The 16,502-nt window shown below is 64.0% G+C and carries 17 protein-coding genes and 1 pseudogene; 12 read left to right on the forward strand and 6 right to left on the reverse strand.

Annotated features, from left to right (window positions below; translation table 11 throughout):
• Positions 1-94 precede the first annotated feature (94 nt).
• Positions 95-316 carry a DUF1127 domain-containing protein gene (locus F3J44_RS16090; RefSeq protein WP_205299931.1) on the reverse strand — a complete coding sequence of 74 codons (222 nt, stop codon included), beginning with the start codon at positions 314-316 and terminating at the stop codon, positions 95-97.
• 189 nt (positions 317-505) lie between these two features.
• On the opposite strand from F3J44_RS16090, the gene F3J44_RS16095 reads away from it, so the two are divergent.
• Entirely contained in the window at positions 506-1,936 is a 1,431-nt protein-coding gene (locus tag F3J44_RS16095; RefSeq protein ID WP_167274028.1) for a PLP-dependent aminotransferase family protein, read from the forward strand.
• A gap of 60 nt (positions 1,937-1,996) precedes the next feature.
• The gene (locus tag F3J44_RS16100; RefSeq protein ID WP_167274030.1) at positions 1,997-3,553 is read left to right on the forward strand and encodes a phospholipase D family protein; all 1,557 of its coding nucleotides are present in this window, start codon (positions 1,997-1,999) and stop codon (positions 3,551-3,553) included.
• A 74-nt stretch (positions 3,554-3,627) separates the two neighbouring features.
• Here F3J44_RS16100 and F3J44_RS16105 read toward each other — a convergent pair whose 3' ends face one another.
• The gene (locus tag F3J44_RS16105; RefSeq protein WP_167274033.1) at positions 3,628-4,767 is read right to left on the reverse strand and encodes an MFS transporter; all 1,140 of its coding nucleotides are present in this window, start codon (positions 4,765-4,767) and stop codon (positions 3,628-3,630) included.
• A 155-nt stretch (positions 4,768-4,922) separates the two neighbouring features.
• Complete coding sequence (locus F3J44_RS16110) at positions 4,923-6,416, reverse strand: aldehyde dehydrogenase (protein ID WP_167274036.1); 1,494 nt, start codon at positions 6,414-6,416, stop codon at positions 4,923-4,925.
• A 196-nt stretch (positions 6,417-6,612) separates the two neighbouring features.
• On the opposite strand from F3J44_RS16110, the gene F3J44_RS16115 reads away from it, so the two are divergent.
• The gene (locus F3J44_RS16115; RefSeq protein WP_167274038.1) at positions 6,613-6,972 is read left to right on the forward strand and encodes a cupin domain-containing protein; all 360 of its coding nucleotides are present in this window, start codon (positions 6,613-6,615) and stop codon (positions 6,970-6,972) included.
• Positions 6,973-7,055: 83 nt separating this feature from the next.
• Positions 7,056-7,259 (forward strand): I78 family peptidase inhibitor, encoded by a 204-nt coding sequence (locus tag F3J44_RS16120; protein WP_167066137.1) that lies wholly within the window; start codon positions 7,056-7,058, stop codon positions 7,257-7,259.
• Between the two features lie 68 nt (positions 7,260-7,327).
• Here F3J44_RS16120 and rpmG read toward each other — a convergent pair whose 3' ends face one another.
• A complete protein-coding gene (rpmG, locus tag F3J44_RS16125) occupies positions 7,328-7,483 on the reverse strand; it encodes a 50S ribosomal protein L33 (protein ID WP_003253507.1) in 156 nt (51 codons plus the stop codon).
• 11 nt (positions 7,484-7,494) lie between these two features.
• Positions 7,495-7,731, reverse strand: coding sequence for a 50S ribosomal protein L28 (rpmB, locus tag F3J44_RS16130; protein WP_054894119.1), 237 nt, complete (start codon positions 7,729-7,731; stop codon positions 7,495-7,497).
• 384 nt (positions 7,732-8,115) lie between these two features.
• On the opposite strand from rpmB, the gene F3J44_RS16135 reads away from it, so the two are divergent.
• Entirely contained in the window at positions 8,116-9,705 is a 1,590-nt protein-coding gene (locus F3J44_RS16135) for an ABC transporter substrate-binding protein (RefSeq protein WP_167066140.1), read from the forward strand.
• Between the two features lie 104 nt (positions 9,706-9,809).
• On the opposite strand, the gene radC is transcribed toward F3J44_RS16135, so the two are convergent.
• Complete coding sequence (radC, locus tag F3J44_RS16140; RefSeq protein WP_167066143.1) at positions 9,810-10,490, reverse strand: DNA repair protein RadC; 681 nt, start codon at positions 10,488-10,490, stop codon at positions 9,810-9,812.
• A gap of 128 nt (positions 10,491-10,618) precedes the next feature.
• Between radC and coaBC the strand changes: the two genes are divergently transcribed.
• From coaBC to F3J44_RS16175, 7 genes and pseudogenes are all read left to right on the forward strand, one after another.
• Positions 10,619-11,830 carry a bifunctional phosphopantothenoylcysteine decarboxylase/phosphopantothenate--cysteine ligase CoaBC gene (coaBC, locus tag F3J44_RS16145; protein ID WP_167066146.1) on the forward strand — a complete coding sequence of 404 codons (1,212 nt, stop codon included), beginning with the start codon at positions 10,619-10,621 and terminating at the stop codon, positions 11,828-11,830.
• A 5-nt stretch (positions 11,831-11,835) separates the two neighbouring features.
• The gene (dut, locus tag F3J44_RS16150) at positions 11,836-12,291 is read left to right on the forward strand and encodes a dUTP diphosphatase (RefSeq protein WP_167066149.1); all 456 of its coding nucleotides are present in this window, start codon (positions 11,836-11,838) and stop codon (positions 12,289-12,291) included.
• A gap of 120 nt (positions 12,292-12,411) precedes the next feature.
• On the forward strand, positions 12,412-13,800 hold the full coding sequence (locus tag F3J44_RS16155; RefSeq protein WP_205299947.1) for a phosphomannomutase/phosphoglucomutase: 1,389 nt from the start codon (positions 12,412-12,414) through the stop codon (positions 13,798-13,800).
• A 30-nt stretch (positions 13,801-13,830) separates the two neighbouring features.
• Positions 13,831-14,736: an acetylglutamate kinase gene (gene argB, locus F3J44_RS16160; protein WP_167066154.1), complete on the forward strand. Its 906-nt coding sequence runs from the start codon at positions 13,831-13,833 to the stop codon at positions 14,734-14,736.
• Between the two features lie 108 nt (positions 14,737-14,844).
• A pseudogene (locus tag F3J44_RS16165) lies at positions 14,845-15,441 on the forward strand (CsgG/HfaB family protein); the annotation flags it as partial.
• Between the two features lie 36 nt (positions 15,442-15,477).
• Positions 15,478-15,846 carry a DUF4810 domain-containing protein gene (locus F3J44_RS16170; RefSeq protein WP_167066160.1) on the forward strand — a complete coding sequence of 123 codons (369 nt, stop codon included), beginning with the start codon at positions 15,478-15,480 and terminating at the stop codon, positions 15,844-15,846.
• On the forward strand, positions 15,843-16,502 hold the full coding sequence (locus F3J44_RS16175) for a DUF799 domain-containing protein (protein WP_167066163.1): 660 nt from the start codon (positions 15,843-15,845) through the stop codon (positions 16,500-16,502). Before F3J44_RS16170 ends, F3J44_RS16175 begins: the two co-directional genes overlap by 4 nt.

Raw genomic sequence — 16,502 nt, forward strand, 5'->3', positions numbered from 1 at the left:
TGAAGCCGGTGCCCTACCGCGCTGGCTGGCACCGGCTTTGCCGGTGTTCGCGGGGCAAGCCCGCTCCTACAGGGGCCGCGCGGGTGCCAGATTATCAGTCCTTCCAGAAGGGTTTGCGGCCCTCTTCCCTTGCCTGCTGGCGGCTCAGGCCGATGTCCCGCAGTTGGTCATCGTCAAGTTCCAGCAGCGCGCGGCGGGTGTGCCAGCGATGCAGCATCAGCCCCACAACGCCCAGCCCTGCCGGCGCGCTGAAAACCTTGGTCTGCTGCCCGGCGTCCAGTTCCTTGGCCAACAGTTGCAAGCGTACATCGCTCATGCCACCCATCGCTGCTCTCTCCCATTCAGTGTGTAACCGTGGGGACAGCATGCGCGTTCGCGCCATCGCCAATACAGATCCAATACCGGCTTATTATTCCCATACAGAATTGGCCGTTCTGCAGCTGAATGCTGTATTTTCAGCGCATCTGTACTGGTCGCTTCCTACAATAACAACCAGGAGTATGCCGTGACCCTCTACCTGAACCTCGCTGAACTGCTGGGTGCGCGCATCGAGCAGGGGCTCTACCGCCCCGGCCAGCGCCTGCCCTCGGTACGTGCCCTGAGCGAGGAGCACGGTGTCAGCCTTAGCACCGTACAGCAGGCCTACCGCATGCTCGAAGACAGCGGCATGGTTTCGCCACGGCCCAAGTCCGGCTATTTCGTCAGCGACCATCGCCCACTGCCCGCCCTGCCCGCCGTCAGCCGCCCCGCCCAGCGCCCGGTGGACATCTCGCAATGGGAACAGGTGCTGGAGCTGGTGCGCAGCACCCCGCGCCAGGACGTGATCCAGCTCGGCCGGGGCATGCCCGACATCGACAGCCCCAGCCTCAAGCCCCTGCTGCGCAGCCTGGCCCAGCTCAGCCGCCGCCAGGACATGCCAGGCCTGTACTACGACACTATCCATGGCAACCTGGCCCTGCGCGAACAGATCGCCCGGCTGATGCTCGACTCCGGTTGCCTCCTGGGCCCGGCCGACCTGGTGGTGACTACCGGTTGCCATGAAGCGTTGTCGTGCAGCATTCGCGCGGTGTGCCAGCCGGGCGACATCGTCGCGGTGGACTCCCCAAGCTTCCACGGCGCCATGCAAACCCTCAAGGGCCTGGGCATGAAGGCGCTGGAAATCCCCACCGACCCGGTCACTGGTATCAGCCTCGAAGCCTTGGAGCTTGCCCTGGAGCAGTGGCCGATCAAGCTCATCCAGCTCACCCCCAGCTGCAACAACCCGTTGGGCTACATCATGCCCGAGGCGCGCAAGAAGGCCCTGCTGAGCCTGGCCCAGCGCTACGACGTGGCGATTCTCGAAGACGATGTGTATGGCGACCTGGCCTACACCTACCCACGCCCGCGCACCCTGAAGTCGTTCGACGACGATGGCCGCGTGCTGCTCTGCAGCTCGTTCTCCAAAACCCTCGCGCCCGGCCTGCGCATCGGCTGGGTGGCCCCTGGGCGCTACCTGGAGCGGGTGCTGCACATGAAGTACATCAGCACCGGCAGCACCGCCAGCCAGCCCCAGTTGGCGATCGCCGACTTCATCGCCGGCGGCCACTACCAGCCCCATGTGCGGCGCATGCGCAGCCAGTACCAGCGCGCCCGTGACCTGATGAGCGACTGGGTGACCCGCTACTTCCCGCCAGGCACCCGGGTCAGCCGGCCCCAGGGCGGGTTCATGCTGTGGGTGGAAATGCCGGAACATTTCGATACGCTGCGGCTGAACCGCGCTTTACTGGAGCAGGGCGTGCAGATTGCCGTGGGCAGCATCTTTTCGGCCTCGGGCAAGTTCCGCCATTGCCTGCGCATGAACTTCGCCGCGCGGCCCACGCCGCAGATCGAGGCAGCGGTGCGCAAGGTGGGTGAAACCGCCCTTCGTCTACTGGATGAAGACCACGGGCCGGCGTAACTTTGCGCCGCCCTTTGTAGTCCAACCCCCAAGCGCTTAGCCGTACAGGACGACCCACCCTTGAGACTCCAGCGAGCCTTGCCTCTGCTGCTGTTGCTGCTGCTCGGCCTCAGTGGCTGCGCCAGCGTCGACACGCCCCGCCTGACCAGCCAGGCGCTGCCTGCCAACGAGTCGGCCTTCGGCCGTTCGGTACTGCGCCAGGCTGCGCCCTACGCGGGGCGCTCGGGCTTTCGCCTGCTGCCCAACAGCAACGAGGCGTTCCGCGCCCGCGCCGAGCTGATCCGCAACGCCCAGGCAAGCATCGACCTGCAGTACTACATCGTCCATGACGGCCTCAGCACCCGCGCGCTTGTGCATGAGCTGCTGCGTGCCGCCGACCGTGGCGTGCGTGTGCGCATCCTGCTCGACGACACCACCAGCGATGGCCTGGACACCCTGATGGGCACCCTCGCCGCCCACCCGAACATCCAGATTCGCGTGTTCAACCCGCTGAACCTGGGCCGCAGCACCGGCGCCACCCGTGCCGTGGGCCGCCTGTTCAACCTGTCGCGCCAGCACCGGCGCATGCACAACAAGCTGTTCCTGGTGGACAACAGCATGGCCATCGTTGGCGGGCGCAACCTGGGCGACGAATACTTCGACGCCGAGCCCAACCTCAACTTCACCGACATCGACCTGCTGGGCGTGGGTCCGGTGGCCGAGCAGCTGGGGCACAGCTTCGACCAGTACTGGAACACCGCCCTGAGCCGGCCGATCAGCGATTTCCTCTGGCGCAAGCCCGATGCCGACGACCTGCGCGCCAGCCGCCAGCGCCTGGAAGTGTCGCTGGCCCAGGCGCGGGTGCAGCGCAGGGCGCTGTATGAACGGCTGATGGCCTACCAGACCCAGCCACGCCTGGATGTGTGGCGCAACGAGTTGATCTGGGCCCACGCCCAGGCGTTGTGGGATGCGCCAAGCAAGGTGCTGGCCGACGACGAGCCAGACCCACAGCTGCTGCTGAGCCAGCAACTGGCACCGGACCTGGCCAGCGTGCACCGCGAGCTGATTCTGGTTTCAGCCTACTTCGTGCCGGGCGAGCCGGGGCTCCTGTACCTGACCGGCCGCGCCGATGCCGGTGCCTCGGTGAAGCTGCTGACCAATTCCCTGGAGGCCACCGACGTGCCGGCCGTACACGGCGGCTACGCGCCCTATCGCCGGGCCTTGCTGGAGCATGGCGTGCAGCTGTTCGAGCTGCGCCGCCAACCGGGCGCGCCGCCACCTTCGCGCCTGGGGCTGCATGGCAGCAGCTCGGATTCGAGCCTGCACAGCAAGGCGATGGTGTTCGACCGGCACAAGACGTTCATCGGCTCGTTCAACTTCGACCCGCGTTCGGTGCTGTGGAACACCGAGGTTGGCGTGCTGGTGGACAGCCCGGAGCTGGCCGAGTACACCCGCGCCCTGGCCTTGCAGGGCATGGCGCCGGCGTTGAGTTACCAGGTGAAGCTGGTGGGGGGCAAGCTGGTGTGGGCAACCGAGGACAATGGCCAGCGGCATATGCTGACCGCCGAGCCTGGGGGTATCTGGCGGCGGTTCAATGCCTGGATCAGCAAGGCGGTGGGGTTGGAGAAGATGTTGTAATCGCGATTGCCGCGGGCGCTTTTGTAGGAGCGGGCTTGCCCCGCGAATGGGCCGCAAAGCGGCCCCAAAATCGATCAGGCAGACGCAACCTCAAACGCCCCAGGCCGCCGGGTCAGCAACACCAACCCCGCCGCCCCCGCCGCCATCAGCCACAGCAATGCGTGCCCACTGACCCACTGGCTCCCCGCCCCCGCCAGCAACGGCCCGAGCAGGCAGCCAATACCCCAAAGCTGCGCCACATGGGCATTGGCCCGCACCAGTGCATCATCGCGATAGCGCTCGCCGATCAGAATCAGCGACAAGGTGAACAAGCCCCCGGCACTGGCCCCGAACAACACCCACAGCGGCCAGATAACCGGCGTATCCAGCAGCAGGGGGATCGCCAGGCTGGACACCATCAAGGTCACCGCGCAGCCGGTGAACAGCGCCTGGCGCGACATATGGTCGGCCAACGCACCAATCGGCAGTTGCAGCACCGCATCGCCCACCACCACGGTACTGACCATGAACAGGGCAATCTCGGTGCTAAAGCCCTGCTGCAGGCAGTACACCGGCAGCAGGGTCAGAATCATCGCCTCGAACGCGGCGAACAGGGCAACGGCCCAGGCAATCACCGGCAGGCGTCGGCAGAAGGCGAACAGGTCGCCAAAGGTGACGCTGCACGCTTCGGTACTGGGCGCCCCGCCACGGCCCAGCAACACCAGGGGTGCCAGCAGCAGCAACGCGGTCGCGGCCCAAAAGCCGAAGTCATCGTCGGAACCCAGGAAGCCCAGCACCAACGGCCCGGCCAGCTGGCTCAGGGCGTAACTGCTGCCATACAGCGCCACTAGGCGGCCACGCCATTGCTCGACCACCAGCTGGTTGATCCAGCTTTCACCGAGGATGAACACCACGGTCAGCGACATGCCGATCAGCAGCCGCAGGGCCAGCCACAGGGGGTAGCTGGGCAGCAGTGCCACCAGGCCAATCGACAACGCCCCGCCCCACAGGCACAGGCGCATCGCCGCGGGCACGCCGACCCAGCCGGCCAGGCGGCTGGCCAGGCTTGCGCCAAGCAGCACGCCCAGTGCCGGCATCGCCGCCATGACCCCGATGGCGAACCCGCCGTAGCCCCAGGCCTCCAGGCGCAGGGACACCAGCGGCATGCTCACGCCGAGCGCGAGCCCGACACTGAGCACCGACGCCAGCACGGCAAAGTAGGTTCCCCAACGCATTGCAGCCTCCCAGGCAGAATTTTTCAGGCCCCTTTGCGGCGGTGCGGCGGTCCGATAAGCCCGCTCCCACAGGTTCACCACCAGTGTCGAGGCGGCGATATTCCTGTAGGAGCGGGCTTGCCCCGCGAATGGGCCGCAAAGCGGCCCCTCTGGATTTACAGCTTGATCCAGGTCGCCTTCAGCTCGGTGTACTTCTCCAGCGCATGCAGCGACTTGTCACGGCCGTTGCCCGACTGCTTGAAGCCACCGAACGGCGCGGTCATGTCGCCGCCGTCGTACTGGTTGACCCAGACGCTGCCAGCGCGCACGGCGCGGGCAGTCTTGTGGGCCTTGGAGATGTCCGAGGTCCAGATGCCGGCGGCCAGGCCATACGGGGTGTCGTTGGCGATGGCGACGGCTTCTTCGGCGGTGTCGAAGGCGATTACCGACAGCACCGGGCCAAAGATCTCTTCCTGGGCAATGCGCATGGCATTGGTTACGCCGTCGAAGATGGTCGGCTCAACATAGGTGCCGCCCGTTTCTTCCAGGGTACGCTTGCCACCGGCCAGCAGTTTGGCGCCGTCCTTGTGGCCGGCGTCGATGTACGACAGCACGGTGTTCATCTGCTGGGTGTCGACCAGGGCACCCACGGTGGTTTGTGGGTCCAGCGGGTTGCCAGGCTTCCAGCCCTTGAGGGCCTCGACCACCATTGGCAGGAACTTGTCCTTGATCGAACGCTCCACCAGCAGGCGCGAACCTGCGGTGCAGACCTCGCCCTGGTTGAAGGCGATGGCGCTGGCAGCGGCTTCGGCAGCGGCTTGCAGGTCCGGTGCGTCGGCGAAGACGATGTTCGGGCTCTTGCCGCCGGCTTCCAGCCAGATGCGCTTCATGTTCGACTCGCCCGCGTAAACCATCAGCTGCTTGGCGATCTTGGTGGAGCCGGTGAACACCAGGGTGTCGACGTCCATGTGCAGGGCCAAGGCCTTGCCCACGGTGTGGCCGTAGCCTGGCAGCACGTTCAGCACGCCTGCCGGAATGCCGGCTTCGATGGCCAGCTGGGCGATGCGAATGGCGGTGAGCGGGGATTTCTCGGACGGCTTGAGCACCACCGAGTTACCGGTGGCCAGTGCCGGGCCGAGCTTCCAGCAGGCCATCAGCAGTGGGAAGTTCCACGGTACGATGGCACCGACCACGCCAACCGGCTCACGGGTCACCAGGCCCAGTTGGTCGTGCGGGGTTGGCGCGACTTCGTCGTAGACTTTGTCGATGGCCTCGGCGGTCCAGTGAATGGCATTGGCCGCGCCTGGGATGTCGATGCTGGAGGAGTCGCCGATCGGCTTGCCCATGTCCAGGGTTTCCAGCAGCGCCAGCTCTTCGACGTTCTTGCGCAGCAGGTCGGCGAAGCGAATCAGCTTGGCCTTGCGCTTGGCCGGGGCCAGTTGCGACCAGGCGCCGGAATTGAAGGTGGCGCGGGCGTTTTCCACGGCGCGGTTGGCGTCGGCCAGGTCGCAGCTGGCAACCTTGGCCAGGAAGCGTCCGTCGACCGGGCTCAGGCAGTCGAATGTTTCACCGGATGCGGCGTCGGTGTATTCGCCGTTGATGAAGGCGCGGCCTTCGATCTTCAGTTGCTGGGCACGTTGTTCCCAGTCCGCACGGGTCAGGGTGGTCATACGAAACTCCTCCTCTTGTTTAGGTGCAACGCCGCACTGAGGACTCACTGGCGTTGTCAGAATTCTGGCCGGGCGACGAGCGCACACGGGCAAGCGATACCCTAAACCAGGGCGGGTAAAGTATCAATATATTTGACACGAACAGCCTAAAAGCCTACTGATGTTCATTTTATTAAACAACAACAGGAGCCGCACCATGAGCATCGACAGCATCATCGATTTCGCCCAGGTTCTCACCGAGGCCGAACGCTACCGCCCGGCAGCCGAGAAAATCCTCAAGGGCGAGCCGGACCAGGCTGTCTACAACCACTATTCCAGCCCATGCGGGCAGTTTGCCGCTGGCGTCTGGGAAGGGGCGGTGGGGCAATGGACGGTGAACTACACCGAACATGAATACTGCGAGATCGTCCAGGGCGGTTCAGTGCTGCGCGACCAGGATGGCGGGGCAAAAACCCTGCGCGCCGGTGATCGGTTCGTGATCCCTGCGGGCTTCAAGGGCACCTGGGAAGTGCTGGAGCCTTGCCGCAAGATCTATGTGATGTTCGAGCAGCGGTAACCTTGTAACACATGGCCCTCGCCTGCCTGGATGACCATGGCCCGGCCCATTTCGGGCCATCATCCAGCTAAAGGCATCGAACCATGAACAACGACGAAGTCCTGCAAGCCCTCGCCCATCTCGTCGGCACCGACTATGACGACGCGGTGAAAGACACCATCACCAGCCTGACCGGCCGCGCCCGTGTTGTAGGCCCTCGCGATTTCAGCACCCGCGAGTTCGACCCCAACCGAATTCACGTCACGGTCGATGGCCAAGGCCGCATCAAGGGCTTTGAGTTCAACTGAGGCTGAACGCAAGGCATAAAAAAACCCGCATCCTTTCGGAGGCGGGTTTTTTTCAGATCGCCGATCAATTACTTGATCTTGGCTTCCTTGTACACCACGTGCTTGCGAACAACCGGATCGTATTTCTTGATCTCGATTTTGTCCGGGGTGGTGCGCTTGTTCTTGTCGGTGGTGTAGAAGTGGCCGGTACCGGCACTCGAAACCAGACGGATCAATTCACGCATGATGCTCTCCCTTAAACCTTGGCGCCAGCTTTACGGATGTCAACCAGAACGGCGTCGATGCCGCGCTTGTCGATGATACGCATGCCTTTGGCGGATACGCGCAGACGCACGAAACGGTTCTCGGATTCAACCCAGAAACGGTGGTGCTGCAGGTTCGGCAGGAAACGACGACGGGTTTTGTTGTTTGCGTGGGAAATGTTGTTCCCGGTTACTGGACCCTTACCAGTAACTTGACAGACTCTCGACATGACTCAGCCCTCTAAAACCACATGCCCAACCCGGCATGGGTTGGCCGCTTAATCTCTCAGTCTTTGGCGCCAGGCGCCGTGATTCTGGAGGTCTTATCGACCGGATCCGCTGATGCGACAGGCCGAGCCCCTAGAAAAGAGCGCTGCTTTATACCAGAAAGACTCGGCTGCAACAACATCTCGTGATATTCCACGTTGTCATTCCAGGCCAGCAAGCCCCTGGCTCAAGCGCGCCGCCCAGCATAGCGGCAGGCCTTGTCCAGCGTCGACCACTCGTCGCCGTTTTTGTAAAAAAGGGTGTGGTCATTTGCCGGCGGTCCCACTAGGGTAGGACGTTTCCAGACTGCACCGGCAGATGGGCCATCGACCAGCCAAGGAGCCACCATGCGTGCTGCCGCCCTTTCCTTATTGTTCACCTCCCTGTTTGCCGCAGGCATCGCCCAGGCTGCACCGCTGAGCGTCTGCACCGAGGCCAGCCCCGAAGGCTTCGACGTGGTCCAGTACAACTCGCTGACCACCACCAATGCGTCGGCCGATATGCTGATGAACCGCCTGGTCGAGTTTGACGCAGGCCAGGGCAAGGTCGTGCCGAGCCTGGCGCAGAGCTGGACGGTGTCGGCGGACGGCCTGGTCTATGACTTCAAGCTGCGTGACGGGGTCAAGTTCCACACCACGGCGTACTTCAAGCCGACCCGCGAGCTGAACGCCGACGACGTGCTGTTCAGCTTCCAGCGCATGCTCTACCCCGCCCACGCCTGGCATAAAACGGCCCCGGGCGGTTACCCGCATGCCCAGTCGCTGCAGCTGGACAGCCTGATCAAAGCGATCGAAGCCCCCGAGCCGAACAGCGTGCGCTTTACCCTGACCCATGCCGACGCGACCTTCCTGGCCACCCTGAGCATGGGCTTCGCGTCGATCTACTCGGCCGAATACGCCGACAAGCTGCTCAAGGAAGGCGCCCCGGAAAAGCTCAACAGCCAGCCGATCGGCACCGGCCCGTTCGTGTTCCAGCGTTTCCAGAAGGACGCCGTGGTGCGCTACCGCGCCAACCCTGACTACTTCGGTGGCAAGCCGGCGGTCGACCCGCTGATCTTCGCCATCACCACCGATGCCAACGTGCGCCTGCAGAAACTCAAGCGGGGCGAATGCCAGGTGGCCCTGTCGCCCAAGCCGCTGGACATCGCCGAAGCGGGCAAGGACGGCAACCTCAAGGTGGCCACCACGCCTGCGTTCATGACGGCCTTCGTGGCCATCAACAGCGAACACCCGCCGCTGGACAAGCCCGAGGTGCGCCAGGCAATCAACCTGGCCTTCGACAAGCAGGCCTACCTCAAGGCGGTATTCGAAGACACCGCCACCGCCGCCAACGGCCCTTACCCGCCCAACACCTGGAGCTACGCCAAGGACCTGCCCGGCTACCCGCTCGATGTGAACAAGGCCAAGGCCCTGCTGGCCAAGGCTGGCCTGGCCGAAGGCTTCAGCACCACGATCTGGACCCGCCCGTCGGGCAGCCTGCTCAACCCCAACCCGAGCCTGGGCGCGCAGATGCTGCAGGCGGACCTGGCGAAAATCGGCATCAAGGCCGAGATCCGCGTGATCGAGTGGGGCGAGCTGATCCGCCGTGCCAAGGCGGGCGAGCATGACCTGCTGTTCATGGGCTGGGCCGGTGACAACGGTGACCCGGACAACTTCCTCAGCCCGCAGTTTTCCTGCGCGGCGGTGCAGTCGGGCACCAACTTCGCGCGGTTCTGCGACAACCGCCTGGACCAGCTGATCAGCGCCGGGCGCACCACCAATGACCAGAGCGTGCGCAGCCGGTTGTACCAGCAGGCGCAGACGCTGATCCAGCAGCAGGCGCTGTGGGTGCCGCTGGCGCACCCAACGGCGGCGACGCTGTTGCGCCAAGGGGTGGAAGGGTTCCAGGTGAGCCCGTTCGGGCGGCTGGATTTCAGCAAGGTGTCGGCGGGGCGGTGAGGTTGGAGAGGGGCCTGGTTTGGGGGATTTGTCGCCTGTGAGATCGAGCGCCGCGCGGGCGGCGCTCGATCTCACTGCCACCACATCCCTCAAGGCAGGCCCACCTAAGCCACCACCCACCCCTGCTCGACCATCGACAACGGCTCCCCATCCCCAATGATGATGTGATCCAGCACCCGCACATCGATCAACGCCAGCCCACGCTTCAACGAAACCGTCAGGTGCACATCATCCTGGCTGGGCTCACTGTGCCCCGAAGGGTGGTTGTGGCACAAAATCAACGCCGCTGCATTGTGCTGCAGCGCCCGGCGTACCACTTCGCGCGGGTAGACACTCGCCCGGTCGATCGTGCCCCGAAACAGAATCTCGAACGCCAGCGGCCTGTGTTTGCTGTCCAGGAACAAGCAACCGAACACCTCGCTCACCTCATGGCGCAACATGGACTTCAGGTAGCGGCGCACCGCTGCCGGGCTCTCCAGGGCCGCTGTGCGCTCGATTTTTTCATCCAGATAGCGCCTGCCAATCTCAAGCAGCGCCTGTAACTGCGCATATTTCACAGGCCCCACCCCCGGCTCGCGCAATACCGCCTCGCGGTCGGCTTCAAGAAACAGCCTAAGCCCGCCAAAGCGCGACAAAAGCCCACGCGCAAGGTCCAGCACATTGCGACCGGCAACGCCCGACCCCAGCAACACGGCCAGTAACTCAGCGTCCGACAGCACCGCCGCCCCACGCTCCAACAACTTTTCCCTTGGCCGCTCATCGGTCGGCCATTCCCTGATGTTCATCCCTACTCCCTGCCTTTGCTGCGGCCCGTTTCGGCCCTGTGGTAATCTATTTCGCCTCGTACATGCGACGTTCTGCCGCAGGCAGTTTCAGACGTCGCGGCCCGCGTTCACTGGAAAAAGGCAAGCCTATGCAGCGGCTGTATCGCAAGCGCATCGTTCTCGGCGTCGGGGGTGGCATTGCCGCCTACAAAAGCGCCGAGCTGATTCGCCGACTCCTGGAGCACGGCGCGCAGGTGCGCGTCGTCATGACCCGTGGGGGTGCCGAATTCATCACCCCGCTGACCCTGCAGGCGCTGTCTGGCCACCCGGTGCACATGGACCTGCTCGACCCCGCCGCGGAAGCGGCCATGGGCCACATCGAACTGGCCAAGTGGGCCGACCTGGTGCTGATTGCCCCAGCCACCGCCGACCTCATGGCGCGCCTGGCCCAAGGCATGGCCGACGATTTGCTGACCACCCTGGTGCTGGCCACCGATGCCACCGTGGCCGTGGCCCCAGCCATGAACCAGGCCATGTGGCGCGACCCAGCCACCCAGGCCAACCTCGACCTGCTCAAGAGCCGTGGCATCCAGGTGTTCGGCCCGGCATCCGGCAGCCAGGCCTGTGGCGACGTGGGCCTGGGCCGCATGCTCGAAGCCACCGACCTTGCCTGGTGCGCGGCCGAAAGCTTCAAGCGCCAGGCGCTGACCGGCAAGCACGTGCTGATCACCGCGGGCCCCACCCAGGAAAACATCGACCCGGTGCGCTACATCACCAATCATAGCTCCGGGAAGATGGGCTTCGCCCTGGCCGAAGCGGCCGCCGAGGCCGGGGCTCGGGTGACCCTCGTGACAGGCCCGGTGCACCTGCAGACCCCAGACCGGGTGCAGCGCATCGACGTGGTGAGCGCGCGGGACATGCTCGCGGCCTGCGAAGCGGCCATGCCGTGTGACCTGTTCATCGCGTCCGCAGCGGTCGCAGACTACCGCCCAGAGGTGGTTGCCCCGCAAAAGCTAAAGAAAGATCCTACGACCGGCGACGGCATGCTGCTGCAGATGGTGCGCAATCCCGATATCCTTGCCACCCTTGCTGGCCGCACCGACCGCCCGTTCAGCGTCGGCTTCGCCGCCGAAACCGAACACCTGCTCGATTACGCCACGCGCAAGCTCAAGGACAAGAACCTCGACCTGATCGTCGCCAATGATGTGGCCAACCCCAGCATCGGCTTCAACAGCGAGGAAAATGCCCTGACCGTGATCGACCGCCAGCAGCACCAGACCCTCTTCGCGCAGACCAGCAAGGGCAAGATCGCCCGCCAGCTGGTCGCCTTCATCGCCGAACGGCTCAACCAGGTTCAATAAGTTACATGCACGCTCTTCAAGCCAAGATCCTCGACCCACGCCTGGGCAGCGAATTCCCGCTGCCGCAATACGCAACGCCTGGCTCTGCCGGCCTCGACCTGCGCGCCCTGCTCAAGGAAGACACGGTCCTCGAACCGGGCCAGACCCTGCTGATCCCGACCGGCCTGTCGGTCTACATCGGTGACCCGGGCCTGGCAGCAATGATCCTGCCGCGCTCGGGCCTGGGCCACAAGCACGGCATCGTGCTTGGCAACCTGGTCGGCCTGATCGATTCGGACTACCAGGGCGAACTGATGGTGTCGTGCTGGAACCGTGGCAATACGCCGTTCACCATCACCGTTGGCGAGCGCATCGCGCAGTTGATTCTGGTGCCGGTGGTGCAGGCGCACTTCGACATCGTCGAGGCCTTCGACGAAACCCAGCGCGGCGCCGGTGGCTTTGGCCACTCCGGCACCCGCTAAGCCCCGGCAGCGACCGTTGGCGCCATGGAAGGCGAACTCTCGGGGCATTCCACCGTCCAAGCGTTCAGTTTGCGCCAGCCCAGAAAGCCTTAGACTATGGAGCTTCCAGAGATGAACGACATGGCCCACCTGGTCCCCGCATTGCCCGAGAGCATCTTCCGCGCCTATGACATCCGTGGCGTGGTCGGCAAAACCCTACATGGCGAAACCGCCTACTGGATCGGCCGCGCCATCGGCGCGCAGACCCTCGCCCAGGGCGAACCGCAGATCGCCGTGGGCCGGGACGGCCGCCTCTCCGGCCCCATGCTGGTCGAACAGTTGATCCAGGGCCTGGTCGACGCCGGTTGCCAGGTCAGCGACGTCGGCCTGGTGCCAACCCCGGCGCTGTACTACGCCGCCAACGTGCTGGCCGGCACCTCGGGGGTGATGCTCACGGGCAGCCACAACCCGTCGGATTACAACGGTTTCAAGGTGGTCATCGCCGGCGACACACTGGCCAACGAACAGATCCAGGCCCTGCTGGCGCGCCTGAAGGCCAACGACGTCCCGCGTGGCCAGGGTAGCGTGCAGAAGGTTGAAATCCTCGACCGCTACTTCCAACAAATCGTCAGCGACGTGAAGCTTGCGAAAAAGCTCAAGGTGGTGGTCGACTGCGGCAACGGCGCGGCCGGCGTGGTCGCGCCACAGCTGATCGAAGCCCTGGGCTGCGAAGTGATCCCGCTGTTCTGCGAGGTGGACGGCAACTTCCCCAACCACCACCCGGACCCGGGCAAACCGGAAAACCTGCAAGACCTGATCGCCAAGGTGCGGGAAACCGGCGCCGATATCGGCCTTGCCTTCGATGGCGACGGCGACCGCGTGGGCGTGGTGACCAACACCGGCAGCATCGTCTACCCCGACCGCCTGCTGATGCTGTTCGCCCAGGACGTGCTGGCCCGCAACCCCGGCGCCGAAATCATCTTCGACGTCAAATGCACCCGCCGCCTGACCCCGCTGATCGAACAGCACGGTGGCCGGGCCCTGATGTGGAAAACCGGCCATTCGCTGATCAAGAAGAAGATGAAACAGACCGGCTCGCTGCTCGCAGGCGAGATGAGCGGCCACATCTTCATCAAGGAGCGCTGGTACGGTTTCGACGACGGTATCTACAGCGCCGCACGCCTGCTGGAAATTCTCAGCCATGCCGCGCAAAGCGCCGAAAACCTGTTCGCCGCGTTCCCCAATGATATTTCCACACCGGAAATCAACATTGATGTGACCGACGAGGGTAAATTCAGCATCATTGATGCACTGCAACGCGACGCCGACTGGGGCGCAGCCAGCCTGACCACCATCGACGGTGTGCGGGTCGACTATGCCAGCGGCTGGGGCCTGGTACGCGCTTCCAACACCACACCGGTGCTGGTGCTGCGTTTCGAGGCCGAAAGCGCCGCCGAGTTGCAACGTATCAAGGATGTTTTCCGTGCCCAGTTGCTGCGGGTTGCCCCTGAGCTGCAACTGCCGTTCTGACCGACTATCTGTTCCTTACAGGAGCCCTGCATGACCCTCGATCGCGATGCCGCTTCCCATGTAGCCGAGGTTTTGTCCGAAGCACTGCCTTACATCCGCCGCTTTGTCGGCAAGACCCTGGTCATCAAGTACGGCGGCAACGCGATGGAGAGCGAAGAGCTCAAAACCGGCTTCGCCCGGGACATCGTGCTGATGAAGGCCGTGGGCATCAACCCAGTGGTGGTGCACGGTGGCGGCCCGCAGATCGGTGACCTGCTCAAGCGCCTGTCGATCGAAAGCCACTTCATCGATGGCATGCGCGTCACTGACGCGGCAACCATGGACGTGGTGGAAATGGTCCTCGGCGGCCAGGTCAACAAAGACATCGTCAACCTGATCAACCGCCACGGCGGCAGCGCCATCGGCCTGACCGGCAAGGACGCCGAGCTGATTCGCGCGAAGAAGCTCACCGTCAGCCGCCAGACCCCAGAGATGACCCAGCCGGAAATCATCGACATCGGCCACGTTGGCGAGGTGGTGAGCGTCAACACCGACCTGCTGAACATGCTGGTCAAGGGCGACTTCATTCCGGTGATTGCGCCGATCGGCGTGGGCACCAACGGTGAGTCGTACAACATCAACGCCGACCTGGTGGCCGGCAAGGTGGCCGAGGCACTGAAAGCTGAAAAGCTGATGCTGCTGACCAACATTGCCGGGCTGATGGACAAGGAAGGCAAGGTCCTGACCGGCCTGACCACCGAGCAGGTCAACGAACTGATCGCCGACGGCACCATCTACGGCGGCATGCTGCCGAAGATCAAGTGCGCGCTGGATGCGGTTCAGGGCGGCGTGACGACCTCGCACATCATCGATGGCCGCGTGCCGAATGCGGTGCTGCTGGAAATCTTCACCGACAGCGGCGTGGGCACCCTGATAAGCAACCGCAAACGCCACTGATCCTGCTACACCCTCCCCCATCGCCGGCTTGCCGGCGATGATTTTTCTGCAAAAGACATGGCAAAATACTGGCTCGTTGAATTTTGTTCTGTCTTTTGGAGAAAACGCGTGAAATACGCATCACAAGGACTCGTGCTGGCAGCCGCCCTGGCTGTCGGGTCCATCGCTGGCTGTGCCACTGAAACCTCCACCGCCATCGCCGTGCAACAGGTCGAAAGCGTCAGCCGCCCTTACAGCGGCGTGCGTGCACCGATTGCCGTGGGCAAGTTCGACAACCGCTCCAGCTACATGCGCGGCATCTTCTCCGATGGCGTCGACCGCCTTGGCGGCCAGGCCAAGACCATCCTCATCACCCACCTGCAGCAAACCAACCGCTTCAACGTGCTCGACCGCGACAACATGAGCGAGATCCAGCAGGAAGCGGCGATCAAGGGCCAGGCCCAGCGCCTCAAGGGCGCCGATTTCGTGGTGACGGGCGATGTGACCGAGTTTGGCCGCAAGGAAGTGGGCGATCACCAGCTGTTCGGCATTCTCGGCCGCGGCAAAACCCAGATCGCCTACGCCAAGGTGGCGCTGAACATCGTCAACATCAGCACCTCGGAAGTGGTGTATTCGAGCCAGGGCGCGGGTGAGTATGCCCTGTCCAACCGCGAAATCATCGGTTTCGGCGGCACCGCCAGCTATGACTCGACGCTCAACGGCAAGGCTCAGTAACCGATTCATTCCAGGAAGGACACATCAATGACTATCACTCTCCCGGCCCTGCGCAGCTGCGCGGGCCTGGTGCTGGGCGGCCTGCTGCTGGCCGGCTGCAGCGGCCCGAAGACCCTGTACCAGTGGGAAAGCTACCAACCCCAGGTGTACGGCTACCTCAAGGGCGACTCGAAGGAAGAACAGGCCACCGCCCTTGAGCGCGACCTGGAGAAGATCAAGGCCAAGAACGGCGCCGTGCCCCCGGGCTACCACGCGCAGCTCGGCCTGCTGTACTCCAGCCTGGGCAAGGATGACCAGATGATCCAGCAGTTCCGCACCGAGAAGGCCCTGTTCCCGGAATCGGCCGCCTACATGGACTTCCTGATCAGCAACGCCAGCAAGGGAGCCGTGAAATGATCAAGCGCCTGACCCAACTGATCGTCGGCGCCTGCGTGCTGGCCCTGTTCGCCGGCTGCGCCGAGCGCAAGAGCATCGACTACTCGGCTTACAAGCAGAGCCGGCCAAAGTCGATCCTGATCCTGCCGCCGCTGAACGAATCGCCTGACGTCAAGGCGACCTACAGCATGCTCTCGCAGGTCACTTACCCGTTGGCCGAAGCCGGCTACTACGTGATGCCGGTGGCGCTGGTGGACGAAACCTTCCGCCAGAACGGCATGACCACCCCGGCCGACATCCACCAGCTGCCAACCACCAAGCTGCACGATATCTTCGGCGCTGATGCCGGCCTGTACGTGACCGTGTCGGACTACGGCACCCGCTACATGGTGCTGAGCAGCGCCACCATCGTCACCGCCAGCGCCAAGCTGGTCGACCTGAAGACCGGCACCACCCTGTGGACCGGCACTGCCACGGCCTCCAGCCAGGAGAACCAGCAGAACCAGGGCGGCATCGTCGGCATGCTGATTACCGCGGCGGTGAACCAGATCATCAGCAGTGTGCAGGACGATGCCGGTTACCCGATTGCCGGCATGACCAGTGCCCGGCTGCTGACGCCGTATGCCAATGGCGGCATTCTGTATGGGCCGCGGTCGCCTAAGTACGGCACCGATTGA

This window comes from Pantoea sp. Tr-811, from assembly GCF_011752535.1.
Taxonomy (GTDB): Bacteria; Pseudomonadota; Gammaproteobacteria; order Pseudomonadales; family Pseudomonadaceae; genus Aquipseudomonas.

Bases quoted from the DNA above. Each gene is read 5' to 3' on its own strand.
- F3J44_RS16090 (WP_205299931.1), bottom strand. From the start codon at position 316: ATGAGCGATGTACGCTTGCAACTGTTGGCCAAGGAACTGGACGCCGGG.
- F3J44_RS16105 (WP_167274033.1), bottom strand. From the start codon at position 4,767: ATGCGTTGGGGAACCTACTTTGCCGTGCTGGCGTCGGTGCTCAGTGTC.
- F3J44_RS16110 (WP_167274036.1), bottom strand. From the start codon at position 6,416: ATGACCACCCTGACCCGTGCGGACTGGGAACAACGTGCCCAGCAACTG.
- F3J44_RS16115 (WP_167274038.1), top strand. From the start codon at position 6,613: ATGAGCATCGACAGCATCATCGATTTCGCCCAGGTTCTCACCGAGGCC.
- F3J44_RS16120 (WP_167066137.1), top strand. From the start codon at position 7,056: ATGAACAACGACGAAGTCCTGCAAGCCCTCGCCCATCTCGTCGGCACC.
- rpmG (WP_003253507.1), bottom strand. From the start codon at position 7,483: ATGCGTGAATTGATCCGTCTGGTTTCGAGTGCCGGTACCGGCCACTTC.
- rpmB (WP_054894119.1), bottom strand. From the start codon at position 7,731: ATGTCGAGAGTCTGTCAAGTTACTGGTAAGGGTCCAGTAACCGGGAAC.
- F3J44_RS16135 (WP_167066140.1), top strand. From the start codon at position 8,116: ATGCGTGCTGCCGCCCTTTCCTTATTGTTCACCTCCCTGTTTGCCGCA.
- radC (WP_167066143.1), bottom strand. From the start codon at position 10,490: ATGAACATCAGGGAATGGCCGACCGATGAGCGGCCAAGGGAAAAGTTG.
- coaBC (WP_167066146.1), top strand. From the start codon at position 10,619: ATGCAGCGGCTGTATCGCAAGCGCATCGTTCTCGGCGTCGGGGGTGGC.
- dut (WP_167066149.1), top strand. From the start codon at position 11,836: ATGCACGCTCTTCAAGCCAAGATCCTCGACCCACGCCTGGGCAGCGAA.
- F3J44_RS16155 (WP_205299947.1), top strand. From the start codon at position 12,412: ATGGCCCACCTGGTCCCCGCATTGCCCGAGAGCATCTTCCGCGCCTAT.
- argB (WP_167066154.1), top strand. From the start codon at position 13,831: ATGACCCTCGATCGCGATGCCGCTTCCCATGTAGCCGAGGTTTTGTCC.
- F3J44_RS16170 (WP_167066160.1), top strand. From the start codon at position 15,478: ATGACTATCACTCTCCCGGCCCTGCGCAGCTGCGCGGGCCTGGTGCTG.
- F3J44_RS16175 (WP_167066163.1), top strand. From the start codon at position 15,843: ATGATCAAGCGCCTGACCCAACTGATCGTCGGCGCCTGCGTGCTGGCC.